At 71.8% G+C, this 17,057-nt stretch carries 13 protein-coding genes and 2 pseudogenes; 6 read left to right on the forward strand and 9 right to left on the reverse strand.

The window, feature by feature from the left end; all coding sequences use genetic code 11:
* From ACGF5O_RS28450 to ACGF5O_RS28460, 3 genes and pseudogenes are all read right to left on the reverse strand, one after another.
* Nucleotides 1-857 (reverse strand): annotated as a pseudogene (locus ACGF5O_RS28450) (glucosidase); the annotation flags it as partial.
* Between the two features lie 26 nt (nt 858-883).
* The gene (locus tag ACGF5O_RS28455) at nt 884-1,195 is read right to left on the reverse strand and encodes a WhiB family transcriptional regulator (protein ID WP_393812724.1); all 312 of its coding nucleotides are present in this window, start codon (nt 1,193-1,195) and stop codon (nt 884-886) included.
* A gap of 112 nt (nt 1,196-1,307) precedes the next feature.
* The gene (locus tag ACGF5O_RS28460) at nt 1,308-1,778 is read right to left on the reverse strand and encodes a DUF1003 domain-containing protein (protein ID WP_393812725.1); all 471 of its coding nucleotides are present in this window, start codon (nt 1,776-1,778) and stop codon (nt 1,308-1,310) included.
* A 229-nt stretch (nt 1,779-2,007) separates the two neighbouring features.
* On the opposite strand from ACGF5O_RS28460, the gene ACGF5O_RS28465 reads away from it, so the two are divergent.
* The 5 genes from ACGF5O_RS28465 (at nt 2,008) to ACGF5O_RS28485 (ending at nt 9,449) form a co-directional block, all read left to right on the forward strand.
* Complete coding sequence (locus tag ACGF5O_RS28465; protein ID WP_393812726.1) at nt 2,008-2,472, forward strand: HdeD family acid-resistance protein; 465 nt, start codon at nt 2,008-2,010, stop codon at nt 2,470-2,472.
* Between the two features lie 88 nt (nt 2,473-2,560).
* Entirely contained in the window at nt 2,561-3,019 is a 459-nt protein-coding gene (locus tag ACGF5O_RS28470) for a hypothetical protein (protein WP_393812727.1), read from the forward strand.
* Nucleotides 3,020-3,484: 465 nt separating this feature from the next.
* Nucleotides 3,485-6,205, forward strand: coding sequence for an ATP-binding protein (locus ACGF5O_RS28475; RefSeq protein WP_393812728.1), 2,721 nt, complete (start codon nt 3,485-3,487; stop codon nt 6,203-6,205).
* Nucleotides 6,206-7,813: 1,608 nt separating this feature from the next.
* On the forward strand, nt 7,814-8,641 hold the full coding sequence (locus ACGF5O_RS28480; protein ID WP_393812729.1) for a hypothetical protein: 828 nt from the start codon (nt 7,814-7,816) through the stop codon (nt 8,639-8,641).
* A 43-nt stretch (nt 8,642-8,684) separates the two neighbouring features.
* Complete coding sequence (locus ACGF5O_RS28485) at nt 8,685-9,449, forward strand: hypothetical protein (RefSeq protein ID WP_393812730.1); 765 nt, start codon at nt 8,685-8,687, stop codon at nt 9,447-9,449.
* A gap of 30 nt (nt 9,450-9,479) precedes the next feature.
* Here ACGF5O_RS28485 and ACGF5O_RS28490 read toward each other — a convergent pair.
* From ACGF5O_RS28490 to ppk2, 5 genes and pseudogenes are all read right to left on the reverse strand, one after another.
* Nucleotides 9,480-9,584, reverse strand: a pseudogene (locus ACGF5O_RS28490) (imidazole glycerol phosphate synthase subunit HisF); the annotation flags it as partial.
* Between the two features lie 63 nt (nt 9,585-9,647).
* Nucleotides 9,648-10,349, reverse strand: a complete 702-nt coding sequence (locus ACGF5O_RS28495) for a response regulator (protein WP_393813110.1) — start codon at nt 10,347-10,349, stop codon at nt 9,648-9,650.
* Between the two features lie 197 nt (nt 10,350-10,546).
* On the reverse strand, nt 10,547-11,011 hold the full coding sequence (locus ACGF5O_RS28500; RefSeq protein WP_393812731.1) for a cyclic nucleotide-binding domain-containing protein: 465 nt from the start codon (nt 11,009-11,011) through the stop codon (nt 10,547-10,549).
* A gap of 195 nt (nt 11,012-11,206) precedes the next feature.
* Nucleotides 11,207-12,928 (reverse strand): SulP family inorganic anion transporter, encoded by a 1,722-nt coding sequence (locus ACGF5O_RS28505; protein ID WP_393812732.1) that lies wholly within the window; start codon nt 12,926-12,928, stop codon nt 11,207-11,209.
* A gap of 295 nt (nt 12,929-13,223) precedes the next feature.
* Nucleotides 13,224-14,027: a polyphosphate kinase 2 gene (gene ppk2 / locus ACGF5O_RS28510; RefSeq protein WP_393812733.1), complete on the reverse strand. Its 804-nt coding sequence runs from the start codon at nt 14,025-14,027 to the stop codon at nt 13,224-13,226.
* Nucleotides 14,028-14,068: 41 nt separating this feature from the next.
* Between ppk2 and ACGF5O_RS28515 the strand changes: the two genes are divergently transcribed.
* On the forward strand, nt 14,069-16,453 hold the full coding sequence (locus tag ACGF5O_RS28515) for a phosphoketolase (protein WP_393812734.1): 2,385 nt from the start codon (nt 14,069-14,071) through the stop codon (nt 16,451-16,453).
* Here ACGF5O_RS28515 and ACGF5O_RS28520 read toward each other — a convergent pair.
* Nucleotides 16,450-16,830 carry an STAS domain-containing protein gene (locus ACGF5O_RS28520; RefSeq protein WP_393812735.1) on the reverse strand — a complete coding sequence of 127 codons (381 nt, stop codon included), beginning with the start codon at nt 16,828-16,830 and terminating at the stop codon, nt 16,450-16,452. The two genes, ACGF5O_RS28515 and ACGF5O_RS28520, sit on opposite strands and share 4 nt — an antisense overlap.
* Nucleotides 16,831-17,057: the final 227 nt, after the last annotated feature.

Here is a 17,057-nt window from a genome sequence, read left to right on the forward strand (position 1 = left end):
CCGTCGACGACGTACCGGCCGATGCCGTCCTTGACGTAGGGGGTGGCGTTGGGGCTGCCGAAGATCCGCTCGTTGTCGGTGTCGTTCTCGGTGAAGAGAGTCTCCGGGTCACCTGTGAAATACAGCCACCGCGCGCCGAGTTCCTCGTGGTCGGCCCGGATCGCGCCCGGCGTGAGCCGCAGGCCCGGTACGGCCGTGCCGCCCGCCCACGACCAGGTGTGCCGGAACCAGAGCGTCGGCAGCAGGTGCAGCGTGGCCTCCTCGGGGCCGCGGTTGTGCGCGGTGATCTCGACCAGCAGGTCCTCGGGGCCGGCCTTGGCGTACTCGACGAACACGTCGAAGTAGCGGTCCTCGTCGAAGACTCCCGTGTCCAGCAGCTCGTACTCGACGTCCCGGCGGCCCCTGGCCCGGTTGGTGGCGACCAGGTCGTCGTACGGGAAGGCATCCTGCGGATACTTGTAGAGGTATTTCATATACGAGTGGGTGGGCGTGTTGTCGAGGTGGAAGTAGTACTCCTTGACGTCCTCGCCGTGGTTGCCCTCCGCGTTGGTGAGGCCGAACATCCGCTCCTTCAGGATCGAATCCCGCCCGTTCCAGAGCGCCAGCGCGAGGCACAGCCGCTGCTTGTCGTCGCTGACGCCCGCGATGCCGTCCTCGCCCCAGCGGTAGGCCCGGGAACGGGCCTGGTCATGGGTGAAGTACGACCACGCGTCACCTCCCCGGCTGTAGTCCTCCCGCACCGTGCCCCACTGCCGCTCGCTCAGATAGGGACCCCAGCGCCGCCACGCCGCCCGCCCCGCGTCGGCCTCCGCGAGCCGCGACCGCTCCGCGTCCGCACCGCCACTGTTCGCCGCCATCGCACGCCCTCCCTGTAACAACTGCTTCACTCGGAGTCGGCCATCTCGGACTCCGCGGCAACGTCCCTGCGCCGCCCCGGTCGCCGAAGCTGTCTGCGCTCCACCTCGGACATGCCTCCCCAGACGCCGTACGCTTCAGGACCGCTCATGGCGGTCCAGGCACAGGGCTCGATCACCGGGCAGCGCCTGCAGACGGCCCGGGCCTTCGCCTCCCGCGCGCGCTTCTCGGGACCGTGTTCACCGGGCGGGGAGAAGAAGACGGAGCTGTCCATGCCCCGGCAGCGCGCCCGCTGCTGCCAGTCCCAGTAGGAGAGGAGAGGACGGTGGCGTTGGATCATGACAGGACCTCCCGGAGACAGTTCGGCCCGATGAAGGGCATCGTCACCGCCTGGCCGGCGCCGCCGCTTCGGTCGTCTGACTGACGTGCGCACGGTACGCCGACGAGCCCGCCTACTCGCTCGGCTGCGCGGCGCCGTTCATCTTCGCCTGGTTCTTCGCGAGGAGCGCCTGCACCTCCTGTTCGACCTTGTCCGGGTCGACGCCGAGGGCAGATCCGATGTGAGCCGACCACACCTCCGAGCGGATGTCGGTCTCGAAGTCCAGGTCGGCGCGGACCTTTTCGCGGACCGCCTGGCGGTTCTGGCTCACCATCACGAACGTGGACAGAAAGATCGCCTCAAGGCTGACGATCATCGTGAGCAGCCCGAAGGGGTACGGGTCCCAGACCGCGGAACGGCCGAACAGCCCCTCGTTGAAGGTGATCCAGACCGTGAACCACACCGCGTGGATGTAGACGAACTGCATGGTCCCGGAGAAGGTGGTGATCGCGTCCGCGATCCGGTCCTGGGTCCCACGCATCCGCGCCAGGACGGCCTGCTCGTTCCGGAGCCGGATGTGTGACCCGTTTGTCGCAGAGCCCATGACCACTCCTTGGTTCGCTTCCCACGGGATGCCGCTCGCAGGGTATGCGCCGGGCGGTTCGCCGACCTTCCGTCAATCGACTGCGGACGACGCCGAACGCGTACGGGTAAGCCGCCCGTTGAGTCGTTTGACGCAAGCGGGCCGAGTCACACCGCGGCAGGGTGAGGGCCGCACCGCCTCGGTTCCGCTCCGCGCGGGCGGGCAGTCTCCGAACGAGAAGGGCGTGATCATGGCCAGGTCGACCGCCACCGCTCTGTTCTGGCGAGGGCTCCTGGCCGCCGGTATCGATCTCATACGCGCCTTCAGCAGTGACCGCGCCGGCTCGGCCCTCGGGTATCTGCTGCCGGCCGTGCTGTCCTTCGCCGCGGCGTTCGGCGCACTGACGTGGCCGGGCGTCACGGCGCTGGTGCTGACGGCATGGGTGGCGGCGTGGGCACCGGTCACCGGCGTCATGGAGGTGGCCCTGTCGTTCCGGCACGGCGGGAGCGCGGGCGAGCGGGCGATGTGGCTGCTCAGCGGCCTCGTCTCGATCGTCCTCGGGTTCATGCTCGCGGCGCGGCCCGACAGCGGGGCGGTGACACTCGCCACCGTGTTCGGCGCCTTCAGCATCCTGCACGGCGCCTTCGTGCTCGCGCTGTCCGCGCGGACCCGTCGGACCGCTCAGGCCAGGGGCCGGCTCGTCGGGTCCCACTGACTCCTTCCCCGCTCCGTACGCAGCACGTCCGTCAACGAACAGCACGTCCGTCAACGAACAGCACGTCCGTCAACGAAGGGATGCACTCATGTCGAACCCGACGCCTCCGACCGACCCGGCCGCCCCGGTGAGCAAGCTCGCCGAACTCTCGGAGAAGGCCCGCGACGCGCAGCGGACGGTGGAGGCCGGTCTCTCGCAGGACCGGCAGAAGCTGTCCGCCGCGGTGGCCGACGCGAAGGACAAGGCCGAGCAGGGCGCCCAGCGGCTGAAGGCGAGCGGGGAACAGACGAAGGGGCACGTCACCGGTGCCTGGAACCAGGTACAGACCTCCTGGCAGGAGCATGTGACCGCGGTCCGCGACAAGATCGAGGAACGCAAGGAGGAACGCGACGTGAAGCGGCTGCGGAAAGCCGCAGACGACGCCGAGGACTATGCCTCCGATGCCATCTCCTTCGCGATCGCGGCCGTCGAGGAGGCCGAGTACGCCACCCTGGACGCGGTTCTGGCACGAGCGGAGGCGGACGACGCCACCGAGGCGGCGAAGTAACTGACGTGCGTGCGGCCCGGAGCGGCTGCGGCGGCAGCCGCCAGGGCGCTGGTCGACGCCGGCCCGTCCTCCGTAGGCAGAGTCGGCGTACGCCCACCCTGAGCAGGGTCCGGCCGTAGCCCAGCCGGGGCACTCCGGATCAAGGGTCCCGACCGGTGGAAACGCGGGTCGGGTCCTTTCGTGTGCATGTCGATCGAGCAACGGTCTGTTCGCCGCCGCTCGGGGGCGGTCCGGGTGGATGCCTGCGCGCAGTGAGCGCCGTCGCCTCTGTGCGGGCCGCTTGACGAGCCCGGTCATGGGTGCACGGATGCGAGGCCGTCGAGGCCGCTGTGCAGGGCCGCTTCCTGCGGCCCGCCGACCCCCTGGCGCTCCTGCTCTCCATCAACTGCGCAGGCGGCCGACGGTACTTGCCGAAGCGGTGCGCTGACGATGACACTACGTCAGTACCGAAGGCGGGGGGCGGTAATGACGCCGTTGATCGGACGGGACGACGAGATGGCAGCGGTGGACGCGCTGTTGAGCGCTGCCGTGTCGGAGGCACCCCTCGGCGGGACGCTGCTGGTCCGGGGCGAGCCGGGCATCGGCAAGTCCGCGTTGCTGGACTGGGCGGCCGGCCGGGCGCGCGAGCGTGGAATGCTGGTGGTGACCTGCGAGGGGGTGCCCAGCGAGGCGTCTCTGGCGTTTGCCGGGCTGCACCAGCTCTGGTGGCATCTACGCGCCGGTATGGGCCGGCTTCCCGCCCAGCAGCGGGAGGCCCTGCTGAGTGCGTTCGGGCTCGTCGACAAACCTGCCCCGGGTGTCTTCGTCATCGCTCTGGCCGCCCTGGAGTTGCTGGCCGAGCAGGGGCCGGTCCTGGTGGTCGCCGACGACGTGCACTGGCTGGACCGGTCGACGAGTGAGGTGCTGGCGTTCCTCGGCACCCGGCTGGAGGCGGATCCGGTCGTACTGCTGGCCGCATGCCGCGACGGCGAGGGTGACGACAACCCTCTGCGCATGGTCGGCCTGCCGGAGCTGCAGCCGGGACCACTGGAGACCGCGGCGTCGGCGGCGCTTCTGGACTCGCGTGCCCGGCTCGATCCCCGGGTACGCCGACGGGTGCTGGACGAGGCGTCCGGCAACCCACTGGCCCTGGTGGAGCTGGCGGTGACGATGCGTGAGTCGCCCGGCTGGGCGGAGGTGCCCGCGCGGTTGCCGTTGAGCGACAGGCTCGAGCAGGCGTACGCCGCCCGCCTGACCGGCCTGCCGTCGGCATGCCGGACTGCGCTCCTGGCGCTCGCGCTCGAAGGGGACAGCGCCACGGCCCTCGCCGCGGCCGGCCGGATGGTCGGCAACGAGGTGTCCAGCGCGGACCTGGCGCCCGCGGTGGCCGCCGGGCTCGTCGTGGCCGACCCGGCCGGGGTGCGGTTCCGCCATCCGCTGGTGTGCTCGGCGGTCCGGCAGGCGGCCGGCGAAGCGGAGCGGCGGCAGACGCACGCGGCAGTGGCCGAGCTGCTGGGGGACGAGCCGGACCGCCGGGTGTGGCACCGGGCGGCGGCAGCGGTCGGCCCTGACGAGGACCTGTCAGATGAGCTGGAGGCGGTCGCGGATCGCGCCAGACTCCGTGGCGCGATCTCGGAGGCGGCCACGGCAATCGCGCGGGCGGCCCGGCTCACCGCCCGGCCGACGCGGCGCGGCAGGCTCCTGCTCCGCGCCGCGGTCGCGAGGAGCGAGGGCGGCCGGCCGGCGCAGATCCTGCGGCTGCTCGACGAGGCGGAGAGGCTCGAACTCGAAGCCGGGGACCGCCTCCGGTTGCAGTGGGAGCGGGAGGTGCACGGGACCACCCGGTCCGGCTTCAACCCGGCCGAGGCCTTCGCCGAGCTGGCCGAGCGCATGCTGCGGGCGGGGCACACCGTCGAGGCGCTGGAGACGATGGAGAACGTGGTGATGCGGATGTGGTGGTCCAACCCGGATCCGCGGGTGTGCCGGCGGATGGCCGGACTGGCCGACGCCGCAGCGGCACCCGACGACCCGCAGGTACTGTCGATCCTGGCGCTGGCCGATCCGACCGAGCGGGGAGCCGCGGTCCTGCGACGGCTCGGTCGTCGCCGTCCCGGGGACCCGGACCCGTACCACGACTACCTTCTGGGCAACACCGCACAAGCTGTCGGAGCGTGCGACCAGGCGGTCGGCTTCCTCGCGGCAGCCGCCGACGGACTGTCGGAGCAGGGGCAGTTCGGCGCACTCGGCAGGTGTCTGCTCGTCCAGGCCTGGGCGGCCGTGCTGGTCGGCCGGTTGGACATCGCGGCGTCCGCCGCCGACGAGGGCGGCCGGCTGCTGGTCGAGTCCGGGAGACCGTTCTGGGCCACCGGAACCCAGCTCGTCGCGGCCGTGGTGGCCGGCCGGCGCGGGGACACCGCCACCGCCATGGACCTCGCCGCTCGGGCCGAGCGGGTCCTGCTGCCCGCCCGCATCCCACCGATGCTCGCCCAGGTGGCGATCGCCCGAGGCGTCGCCGCCCTCGGCGCGGGCCGCTACGACGAGGCGTACGAACAGCTGGCACGCGTCTTCGATCCGGCGGACATCGCCTACCACCCACACCTGCGGGCGTGGGCCCTGGCCGACTACGTCGTCGCCGCCGGCGGCAGCGGCCACCGGGAAGCCGCGCGGGCCCGCTGCGCCGAACTGGCCCCGCTCGCGCGGACCACAGGCAACCCGCTGCTGCGGGCCGGCCTCACGATCGCCGCACCCATGCTGGCCGACGACGGCGCGGAGAAGCTGTTCGCCGATGCGCCCGGCGCCGATCTGGCAGCCTGGCCGATGCATCGGGCCCGCCTCCAGTTCGCCTACGGCACCTGGCTGCGACGGCGCCACCAGGTGTCGGAGGCCCGCGTCCACCTGCGTTCCGCCCGAGACGCCTTCGACGCCCTCGGCGCCGTGGTCGAAGGCGAGGACGCCCGCCAGGAACTGCAGGCGTCCGGCGAGGCGAGCGGCGACCGCAAGCCCGGACCGCTGGACCGGCTCACACCCCAGGAGTGGCAGATCGCACGGCTTGCCGCCCAGGGCTTCACCAACCGGGAGATCGGCCGGCGGCTGTACCTCTCCCACCGCACGGTCGGCAGCCATCTCTACCGGATCTTCCCCAAGCTCGGCATCGCCTCCCGCTCGGAGTTGGCCGCCGCCGTGACGTCAGCCACGGGCACCGCCTGACTTTCCAGCCGATGGCGCACTTCAGCCACGCGCACCGCCCGTCCCCATGCCGGTCCATGGCGCCGCCCCGGCTCCTTGATGCGGTCACCCGATGGGTCACATGACGGAAGCCTGTCCGGGGCGCCGAACGCCAGACTGCCGATGAACATCCCATTCCGGCACGTCCCCGAACGGGGAGCGAGGAGGACCGACGAGATGGAACGACGCCGCAGGTACGGTGCGCTGGCCGCGTTGATCGCCAGCCTTCTGACGGCCGCTCTGGCAGTCGGCGCGACAGTGGTGACGACGGCGACCGCGGGTTCCGCCCCGGAGCGTGGCTCTGGGAACACCGTGACGGTCGCCGGGATCATCCCGCCCGGTTGGTGACGTCACCGTCGCAGGCCCACCGCTGCTCCCGCCGATCCGGGCAGGAGCAGCGGCGTGTGCCGACCGCGCCCGCGGGCGCCGCGGCAGAGAGGGTTTGTGAGCATTGAGGTAACGCCTGCGGCCCACCGGACAAGGCGCCATCTGGTGAGAGGGCGCGGGGCACATCCGCGGCCGGCCGAGTGATCACTGTTCTTCGGCCTTGTGCGCGGTGATGTCGGGAGGGTAGCCCTTGGCGCGAAGGAATGCGTCGAGCGCCATGGCGACGATGTCGCCGTGCTGGACACCGTGGTCCACGTGGTACCGGCGGATGCGCCGCTGCAGTCGGAGAGTGTCGGGGACGGCGCCAGTCGGCGTTGTCCACGCGGACGACCACCGGCCATGCGTCCGGGGCCGCGGGGCTTGTCCTCCAGTAGAAGGAGTCCCCGCATTGGACTCCGCCCAGGAGATCAGGCCTCCCGGCTGAGGGAAGGGAACGTAGCCCGCGGTATCACCCGTCTCGTACAGATCCTGGAGGACCTCGTCCTCCCTGGACGCGGACGCCCATGACGCCTCGGCGCCTGGAAGGGGAACCGACACCGTCAGGAAGTCGTCGACGACCAGGACCTGATACACCTCGGACCGCCTCGACGGCGGCCCAGTCCACGCTCCGTCCCCCAGGTGCACGCCACCGTGTCATTGACGGAAGCGCAGCCTCCAGTACTTCGACCCTCAGCATGTCGGCTGCCGATCCGGGGAGTTCTCGACCGTGACGGTCTCGAACCGTACTCCGTCCTCGGTGTACATGGACACGAAGGCGACAAAAACGATCAAATAATCACGTACCGCCCTCTGGGGTGGGCGGGACCACGGCTGGGCGGACAGGGCTGATGGGAGGCGGACCGTGATTCGTCAACGCGGACGCGCACGCCTGGCGGCGCGGCGACCGGGATCTGCGGGGCGGCTCGATCGATGGGCCGGCCCGGGTGCACGGGTTGGGCCGGAGGCCCCGGCGCTCCCGGCGGCCTGCCCGAACTCGGCCGCTTCGTCGGCCGGTTACCGGGCCCCGATCAATGTCGGGTCATCACTTGGAGCCTGAGTGCTCTTCGAGTTGCCGGACGCCGGTCGCGGATCGAAGAGCCGCTGGAGAGAAGGCGGAGCGGGTGGACGCGCCGGCGCTGTGACGGGCCAGGGTTGGCGTCGCGGCCGGTGGGGCATGGGGCGTGTGCACCATGCCCCACCGGACTCACCGACCGGAGGACGCGGATGAGGCCTGCCGACTTCGACGACCTGATCCTGATGCTGATGGAAGGCGAGGTGGAACCCAACGGCACAGACATGATCGTCCTGTTGCGGGCGAGCGAGCTGGCCAAGGGGGAGACGGAGTCCGACTGGTCGGGCTCCCCGATGATCGCCGAGATCGCGGCGCTCGCCTCTCAGGCCTTCTCCGACGACCCGGCCGAGATCGAGCCCGCCCGGGAAGTCCTCTTCGCTCTGCGCCAGTCCGAGGCGTCCGACGCGGTGGACGACCGGGAAGAGGGTATCCGGCGAAGCGAGGCGATCCTGCGGCAGGTCGACGCCGCCCGTTTCCCCGTCACCGCGGCCGGAGCGCACCTGAAGCTCGGCGGGGCGCTCCCCAAGCTGTCGTGGAGTGATCACGGAGTCGACAGGTCCGTGCTGCGGCGTGCCGCCGCCCATCTGGAGAGCGCGCTGGCGCTGCTGCCGGACGAGGAGGCGGACCTTCGCGCGATGGCCCGCTACAACGCGGCACTGGCCTTTCGCGATCTGTGGCAGTCCGGCGACGAATGGGACGATGACGACGACGACCGGGGCAAGGCCCTCGAGCACGGCCTGGCGGCGCTCGCCGCGATGGACCGGGGCGAGTTCTCCGGTGACCGGAGCACAATGAGCCGGGCCGTGCTGGGGGTCCTGATGGCCGACGGTGAGCCGAGGGACCCCGAGGCGCGCGATCAGACCATCGCCGTCCTGCAGACATGGCTGGCCTCGCGCGAGGGGAAGTCCCTGCCGCGCACCGAGAGACGCGCGCTGAAAGAGGCGTGTGACCACCTGATCACCGGCCGGGACCGCGGCTGAGCGCCCAGGTGACGTCCTGAGCTCCTGCGAGGAGGGATCGCCCGTGTTCCGGGACTACCTGTACATCGACCGGCCCCGGTTGGTGAGTTACGCCGAGCAGATCGGCGCGACGACCGCGAAGGCCAGGAACCGCCAGTGGCGGGTCACCCTCGGCTTCACCGGCCCCGTCGTCGAACACCAGCAGGGAGCTGCGGAACGCGCCGCGAACGACCACGAACTGGCCGAGTCCGTGACCCGCCATCTGCGGAAGAAGGGCGAGCTGCGCATGACCCGCCCGGCATTCTTGGACGACGTGGACGAAGGACGGGCCACGTTCGTCCTGGAGACCATGCGGGCGCGAAGGGTCATCTTCACGCCGGGCGGAGGCGGCGCCCCGCGCGGACTGCGTGAGCTCGCGGTATGGGTCTCGAACCCCTTGGAGAACCCGTCGTCTCGCGACGCGGCAGGCGTCCGTGACGAGGAGGCGACGGGCATGTTCGTGTATCTGCTCGAAGGCTACTGGGACGACGAACCCGCCCAGCGCGCCTACTCGATGATGACCGCGCTCAACGTTTTGCTCGGCACGCTGCGCGACGCCGGCGCGGCGCCCGGAGCGGGCGCCGGGTCCGACACGTCTCGGGACGACTACGCGACGCCGGTCAACATCCTGGTGCGCAACGGAGGCGTCAAGGGCGACATGCGCACGGTCACGGCGCTCTACCGGGTGCGGTCGGTCTCGGAGAACAAGATCGTCAACGTCGGCGGGCGCACCCTGCGCTGCCACGACCTCTTCGCCTACCCCCTGTACGTGGCCGCGGGGAACGGGTGAGAGCCCGGCGGGCGCCTCGTCGGACCGGGGCCCCGCCTCCCTCCGTACGTCTTTCACGTTCCCTGTCCGCGGCTCCCCGAAGGGGAAGACGGACGCCGCCAGGACCGCGTCCGCACCCGTCTCGACTGCCGGCGGAAGCCTGCGAGCTTCCGGGGGCTTCTTCGACGTTCTGCGTTCTGCTTCGTCGGCCGGCCGCCGCTACCTCGTCGGCCGGCCGCCGCTCTCCGGCTGCTCCAGGTGGGTGGCGAGGACCGCGGCCTGGACGCGGCGCTGGACGCCCAGCTTGGCGAGGAGGCGGGAGATGTGGTTCTTGACGGTCTTCTCGGAGAGGTACAGCTTCTTGCCGATCTCGCGGTTGGTGAGGCCGTCGCCGATCAACGCGAGGATGTCCCGCTCGCGGGGCGAGAGGCCCGCCAGCTCGGGCGGCACGGACGGGGTCTCGGCGGGGTCGGCGCGCAGGGAGCGCATGAGGCGGGCCGTGGTCGCGGGGTCCAGCATCGACTGGCCCGAGGCGACCGTGCGGACCGCCGAGACCAGGTCGGAGCCCTTGATCTGCTTGAGGACGTAGCCGGACGCCCCGGCCATGATCGCGTCCAGCAGGGCGTCCTCGTCGTCGAAGGAGGTGAGCATGAGGCAGGCCAGGCCGGGCATCTGGTCGCGCAGTTCCCGGCAGACCGTGATGCCGTCGCCGTCGGGCAGCCGGACGTCCAGGACGGCGACGTGCGGGCGCAGGGCGGGGCCGCGGGCGAGGGCGTGCTGGACGGTGCCGGCGTCACCGACGACCGCGATGTCGGGTTCCGCGTCGAGGAGGTCGGTGATGCCGCGCCGGACGACCTCGTGGTCGTCGAGCAGGAACACGCGGATCGGGTCCTGCTCCGAGAAGGTGCGTGACTCCGACATCATGACGTCCCCTTGTCCCCGGCTCCCTGGTCTGCCGGCTCTCCGACTGTCCGGCTTCCGGTTGTCCCGGCTCGCTCGGTTGTCCCGGCTCGCCCGGCTCCCCGGCTGTCCCGGACTGAGGGCAGGTCGCGGGTCGCCCACGAGGATCATCGTCCGCGGGGGGCCGGTCGCACTAGGGCCGACCGGCCCCACTCGCGTCAGACGCTCGCGCCTGCGCCGTACGGGGCGTACAGGTCCAGCAGCCGCTTGCGGGCCGCGCGCAGGCGGTGCGCGAGGACCTGGCCCACCCACTGGCTGACCGCGTTGCCCAGCGCCTGATCCTCCTGGCACAGGGCCAGTACGGTCGCGGCGTCGAACTCGTAGGCGCGGACCGGGGTGGTGGCCTCGGCGCCCAGGTGCCAGACGGGGGGTGCGAACAGCCAGGACCAGCCGATGAGCTCGTTGTGCCCGAGGCTCTCTATTACGGCCGCACGGCGGCCCGGGACGTGCATGTCGAGGTCGACACGGCCGGTCCGGATGATCCAGAACCGGTCGGCGTGACCGCCTTCCTCGAAGAGCCGCGCTCCCTGCGGGAAGGAGACCTCCCTGGCGTGGCGCATCAGCTGCCGCTGCCGCTCGGCGGACAGCACGCGCGGCATGCTGAGGGTCGACGGGGTGTTCATGGCCTGCCTCCCGGAGTGGGACGGGACGAGAAGGGGCGGGACGCGGGTACGCGCCGCCACTGCCAGCGTGCGGTGCCGGGGCCGGGCCCGCCATGGGCCGAGCGGTCCCCTCGGCCCGGGACCTTCGGTACGGCAGCGACCCGGACGGCCGTAACTCGCGGAGCCATGACCGCCCCCGCGCTACCGCTCCCCGCGCTACCGCCCCGGCTGTGCCGCCAGCCACGCGCGGTACGCCGTCACCGCCGTCGGGAGGGTCGGGAAGACGCGGTCGTGGCCGACCGCGTCCGCGAGGCCGTACGCCTCCAGGCTGTCCAGCAGGTCCTGCTTCACCCGGGCGAGGGCGAACTCGACGTCGCGCGCGATCAGTTCGCGGCGCAGGGCGTCCACCGCGTCGAGGGCGGTGATGTCGACCTCGACGTTGGCCTCCATGTTGAGGACGAACCAGCGGACGGGCGCGGTCTGCTGGTCGACGGCGGCCAGGGCCCGGCGGTGGAAGTTCTCGGCGTTGGCGAAGAACAGGGGCGAGTCGTAGCGGTAGACCAGGAGGCCGGGGATCGTGCGGGCGGTGGGGTAGTCGTCGATGTCGTGCATGCCGGCCACGCCGGGCACCAGGCCCTCGACCGCGTCGTGCGGGCGGGCCACCCGGGTCAGCAGTTCGGCCACCGACAGGCCGACGGCGACCAGCACGCCGTACAGGATGTCCAGGGCGAGGACCCCGGCCAGGCAGCCGAGCGCGAGGAGCAGTTCGCGGCGGCGGAAGGCGGCCAGACGGCGGAAGCCGGCGAGGTCCGTCATCCGGGTCGCCGCGTAGACGACCAGGGCGCCGAGCACCGCGGCGGGCGTCCGGGTGAGCAGGGGGCTCAGGAAGAGCAGGACCGCGAGGACCAGGGCACCGGCGACCAGGGAGTACGCCTGGCTGCGGGCCCCCGCCGAGGTGGCCAGTGCGGTGCGGCTGGCGCTGCTGCTCACCGGGAAGCCGTGCAGGGCGCTCGCGCCGAGGTTGGCCGCGCCGAGGGCCAGGAACTCCTGGTCGGCGTCGAGCCCGGGGCCCTCGTCGGGGCCGCGGCCGGCGAACGCGCGGGCGGTGAGGATGAAGTCCGTGTACGCCACCAGGAGGACCCCGATGGCGGGGAGCACCAGGCGTGGCAGCTCGGTCGGGTCGGGTACGGCGAGGCCGGGCAGACCCGCCGGGACCGTGCCGATGACCTTGATGCCGTAACGGTCGTCGAGGTCGAACGCCACCACGGCCGCCGTACCCAGGACCACGGTCAGCAGCGGGCCGGGGAGCGCCGGGAAGTACCGCGTGACGACGAAGAGCAGGAGCAGCGCCGCCGCCGAGAGGACCACGGTCGCCGCATGGGCCTCGCCCAGACGGGTGAGGAACGACCAGAGCTGGGGGAAGAACTCGGTTCCGGTCCCCGGCACTCCGGTGAGTTTGGGCAGCTGGTCCACGACCATGATCAGGGCGACGCCGGCCAGGTACCCGATCAGGACGGGGCGGGAGAGCAGGTCCGCCAGGAAACCGAGGCGGACGGCGCGCGCGACCACACAGAGCAGGCCGACCGTGGCGGCGAGGCCGGCCGCCAGTGCGGCGTACCGGTCGGGGTCGCCGGTGGCGAGCGGGGCGACCACGGTGGCCGTCATCAGGGCGGTCGTCGACTCGGGGCCGACCGACAGCAGCCGCGAGGAGCCGAACACCGTGTACAGGGCCAGGGCGGGCAGGATCGCCCACAGCCCGGCGACCGGGGGCAGCCCGGCCACCCCGGCGTACGCCATCACCTGCGGCACCAGGTAGGCGGCGACGGTCACCCCGGCCAGCAGGTCGCCCTTCAGCCAGGCGCGCCGGTAGCCGAGCAGCGGGACGAGTCCGGGCACGAGCCGGTGCCACCCCGGGGGTCCGCCGCTGCCGTGGGTCATGCCTCGCCTTCCGTCGGGTGAGCCCAGAATCCGCCGGTCCGCGCCGCGCCGCGACGCACACGCCGTGTACATGCTCAACTGGGCGGACGGTCAGGGCCGTTCGGCCCAACGGGTACCGACCTTCGGCATCCGGCGCGCCCGTGCCCGCCCCGTCAGGGTGGAAGGCGTCAGGAACCGTCCGCGTCGTCCCCGGCTCCCCGAAGGGATCGCCGCCATGGCAGTGCACGCGCACCCGCCCCCGCACCGGGACCGTCGAGGGGCCCGCCCGGACGCGACCGCGGTGACCGGCCGCGGCTCAGAGGCTCGCCGTATGGTCGGGGACGTAGGTCTGGAGATCCCGCGGCGGGCGTTCGTAACCGGTCGACGGAGGTCGCTTCGGGAGCTCGAGCACCGGCGGCGGCACGTCGTGGTAGGGCACGGTCGACAGCAGGTGGGCCATCATGTTCAGCCGGGCCCGGCGCTTGTCGTCGCTCTCCACGACGTACCAGGGCGCGTCGGCGACGTCCGTGTGGACCAGCATCTCGTCCTTCGCCCTGGAGTAGGCCTCCCAGTGGGTGATCGACTCCAGGTCCATCGGCGAGAGCTTCCAGCGCCGGAGCGGATCTTCGAGGCGCTTGCGGAACCGGTCCTGCTGCTCGGTGTCGCTCACCGAGAACCAGTACTTGCGCAGCAGGATCCCGGACTCCACCAGCATCCGCTCGAAGATCGGGCAGTGCCGAAGGAAGAGCTGGTACTCGTCCTTCGTGCAGAAGCCCATCACCCGTTCGACGCCGGCCCGGTTGTACCAGGACCGGTCGAACAGCACGATCTCCCCGGCGGCCGGGAGGTGCTCCGCGTACCGCTGGAAGTACCACTGGGTGCGCTCGCGCTCGGTGGGCTTCGGCAGCGCCGCGATCCGGGCGATCCGCGGATTGAGGTGTTCGGTCACCCGTTTGATCGTCCCGCCTTTGCCGGCCGCGTCCCGTCCCTCGAAGATCACTACTAGACGTGCACCCGTGGCCCGCACCCACTCCTGCAGCTTCACCAACTCGGTCTGCAACCGCAGCAGTTCCGCCTCGTACACCTTGCGCGGCAGCTCAGCCGCCTGCTTGCCGGCCATGCCGCCTCCACCGCCCGATGACCTATCCATGGAGCCATCCGATGCCCAAGGTCGAACACCAGGACGCCACCGTACTGTCCGACGAGGAACTGCGCACCCTGGACGCGCACTGGCGTGCCGCCAACTACCTCGCGGCGGGCCAGATCTACCTGATGTCCAACCCGCTGCTCACCGAGCCCCTGCGGCCCGAGCACATCAAGCCCCGGCTGCTCGGCCACTGGGGCACCTCACCGGGTCTCAACCTCGTGTACACCCATCTCAACCGGGTGGTCAGGGCGCGCGGTCTCGACGCGCTGTGCGTGTGGGGGCCGGGGCACGGCGGCCCGTCCGTGCTGGCCAACTCCTGGCTGGAGGGCAGCTACAGCGAGACCTACCCGGACGTGTCCCGTGACGCGGAGGGCATGGAGCGGCTGTTCCGGCAGTTCTCCTTCCCCGGCGGCGTCCCCAGCCACGTCGCCCCCGAGACCCCCGGCTCCATCCACGAGGGCGGCGAACTCGGCTACTCCCTCTCCCACGCCTACGGCGCGGCGCTGGACAACCCCGACCTGCTGGTCGCCTGCGTGATCGGCGACGGCGAGGCGGAGACCGGGCCGCTGGCCGCCTCCTGGCACTCCAACAAGTTCCTCGACCCGGTGCACGACGGGGCCGTCCTGCCGATCCTGCACCTCAACGGCTACAAGATCGCCAACCCGACCGTCCTGGCCCGCCTGCCCGAGGCCGAACTCGACTCGCTGCTGCGCGGCTACGGCCACGAACCGATCCATGTCACGGGCGACGACCCGCACGAGGTCCACCGGGCCATGGCCGCCGCGCTGGACGACGCCCTGGACCGGATCGCCGTCATGCAGCGCACGGCACGCCAGGACGGGGTCACCGAGCGTGTGCACTGGCCGGTCATCGTGCTGCGCACGCCGAAGGGCTGGACCGGCCCGGCGACGGTGGACGGCGAGCCCGTCGAGGGCACCTGGCGGGCCCACCAGGTCCCGCTGGCCGGCGTCCGCGAGAACCCCGAGCACCTGCGGCAGCTGGAGGCCTGGCTGCGCTCGTACCGGCCCGAGGAGCTGTTCGGCGCCGACGGCCGGCCCGCCGCCGACGTGCTCGCCTGTGTCCCCGACGGCGCGCAGCGGCTGGGCGCGACCCCCTACGCCAACGGCGGCCTCCTCGTCCGGGACCTGCCCATCGCCGGCCTCGACGACTTCGCCGTCCCCGTCGACAAGCCGGGCACCACCCTGCACGAACCCACCCGCGTCCTTGGCGACCTGCTGGAACAGGTCATGCGGGACACGGGCGCCGTCCGGAACTTCCGCCTGGTCGGCCCCGACGAGACCGCCTCCAACCGGCTCCAGGCCGTCTACGCCGCCAGCGGCAAGGCCTGGCAGGCCGAGCGGCTGCCGGTCGACGAACACCTCGACCGGCACGGCCGGGTGATGGAGATCCTCTCCGAACACACCTGCCAGGGCTGGCTGGAGGGCTATCTGCTGACCGGCCGGCACGGGCTGTTCTCCTGCTACGAGGCGTTCGTGCACATCGTGGACTCGATGGTCAACCAGCACATCAAGTGGCTCAAGACGTCACGGGAGTTGCCCTGGCGGGCGCCCATCGCCTCCCTCAACTACCTGCTCACGTCCCATGTCTGGCGCCAGGACCACAACGGCTTCTCGCACCAGGACCCCGGCTTCGTCGACCACGTCCTCAACAAGAGCCCCGAGGTCGTCCGCGTCTACCTGCCGCCGGACGCCAACACCCTGCTCTCGGTGGCGGACCACGCGCTGCGCAGCCGGGACTACGTCAACGTGATCGTGGCCGGCAAGCAGCCCTGCTTCGACTGGCTCTCCATGGACCAGGCCCGCGAGCACTGCGCGCGCGGCGCCGGGATCTGGGAGTGGGCCGGCACCGAGAACGGCTCCCGCGAGCCCGACGTCGTCCTCGCCTGCGCCGGTGACGTGCCCACCCAGGAGGTGCTCGCCGCCGCCCAGCTGCTGCGCCGGAACCTGCCGGAGCTGGCCGTGCGGGTGGTGAACGTCGTCGACATGACCCGGCTGCTCCCGAAGGGCGAACACCCGCACGGCATGACCGACTTCGAGTACGACGGCCTGTTCACCGCCGACAAGCCGGTGATCTTCGCCTACCACGGCTACCCCTGGCTGATCCACCGCCTCGCCTACCGCCGCACCGGCCACGAGCACCTGCACGTGCGCGGCTACAAGGAGTCCGGCACCACGACCACGCCGTTCGACATGGTCGTCCGCAACGACCTGGACCGCTACCGCCTGGTCATGGACGTCATCGACCGGGTCCCCGGCCTCGCCGTCCGCGCCGCCGCCGTCCGCCAGCAGATGGCCGACGTCCGCACCCGCCACCAGGCCTGGATCCGCGAACACGGCACCGACCTGCCCGAGGTCGCCGACTGGACCTGGAACGGCTAGGCGACCGCCCCGGAGGTGTCCGTTCCGGCGAGGGCCTCGGGGAGGCCCGGGTACAGCTCGAAGGCGTCGGCCAGGCCCGTGCGGCGCAGCAGCAGGGGGACGTCGTCGTCCGGCGCGACCAGCCGCAGTCTGCCGGTGCGGTGCCGGACCCGGTTGCGGGCCCGGCACAGGAGGCCGAGGCCGGAGCAGTCGATGAAGGAGACGGGGCTCAGGTCGAGCACCAGATCGGGCTCCGCACCGGACGTCAGGTCGTCGAGGGCCGCGGAGAGGGCCGGAACCGCCAGGAGGTCGAGGTCGCCGTGCAGGGTGACGACGGTGGCGCCCCCGGCGGTGCGGGTCGTGCGGTACGTCGCGGACCTCGTGTGGTTGTCGGCCATGGAACGAGCGAAGTCCAGTCGGCGGGTCGCGGGGAAGGGCCGTTCGGTCCCCTCGGCCCGCGGCGGCAGGCCCGAACGGCCCGGTTCGCGCTGTTCCGGCGAGGGAGGGCCCGTCCGGCGGCCGACGGGGGCCGGACGGCCCAAGCGGACCGGGCCGGGCCGGGGCAGGCTGGATCCGCGAAGCGGCACCGGCGGCGTCGTACGTGTGGACGCCGTCGCGAGAGAGC

The sequence above is a fragment of the Streptomyces sp. NPDC048291 genome (genome assembly GCF_043201715.1).
GTDB lineage: Bacteria > Actinomycetota > Actinomycetes > Streptomycetales > Streptomycetaceae > Streptomyces.

Excerpts from the sequence above, each read along its gene's own strand:
- ACGF5O_RS28455 (WP_393812724.1), bottom strand. The coding sequence starts at position 1,195 with ATGATCCAACGCCACCGTCCTCTCCTCTCCTACTGGGACTGGCAGCAG.
- ACGF5O_RS28460 (WP_393812725.1), bottom strand. The coding sequence starts at position 1,778 with ATGGGCTCTGCGACAAACGGGTCACACATCCGGCTCCGGAACGAGCAG.
- ACGF5O_RS28465 (WP_393812726.1), top strand. The coding sequence starts at position 2,008 with ATGGCCAGGTCGACCGCCACCGCTCTGTTCTGGCGAGGGCTCCTGGCC.
- ACGF5O_RS28470 (WP_393812727.1), top strand. The coding sequence starts at position 2,561 with ATGTCGAACCCGACGCCTCCGACCGACCCGGCCGCCCCGGTGAGCAAG.
- ACGF5O_RS28475 (WP_393812728.1), top strand. The coding sequence starts at position 3,485 with ATGACGCCGTTGATCGGACGGGACGACGAGATGGCAGCGGTGGACGCG.
- ACGF5O_RS28480 (WP_393812729.1), top strand. The coding sequence starts at position 7,814 with ATGAGGCCTGCCGACTTCGACGACCTGATCCTGATGCTGATGGAAGGC.
- ACGF5O_RS28495 (WP_393813110.1), bottom strand. The coding sequence starts at position 10,349 with ATGTCGGAGTCACGCACCTTCTCGGAGCAGGACCCGATCCGCGTGTTC.
- ACGF5O_RS28500 (WP_393812731.1), bottom strand. The coding sequence starts at position 11,011 with ATGAACACCCCGTCGACCCTCAGCATGCCGCGCGTGCTGTCCGCCGAG.
- ACGF5O_RS28505 (WP_393812732.1), bottom strand. The coding sequence starts at position 12,928 with ATGACCCACGGCAGCGGCGGACCCCCGGGGTGGCACCGGCTCGTGCCC.
- ppk2 (WP_393812733.1), bottom strand. The coding sequence starts at position 14,027 with ATGGCCGGCAAGCAGGCGGCTGAGCTGCCGCGCAAGGTGTACGAGGCG.
- ACGF5O_RS28515 (WP_393812734.1), top strand. The coding sequence starts at position 14,069 with ATGCCCAAGGTCGAACACCAGGACGCCACCGTACTGTCCGACGAGGAA.
- ACGF5O_RS28520 (WP_393812735.1), bottom strand. The coding sequence starts at position 16,830 with ATGGCCGACAACCACACGAGGTCCGCGACGTACCGCACGACCCGCACC.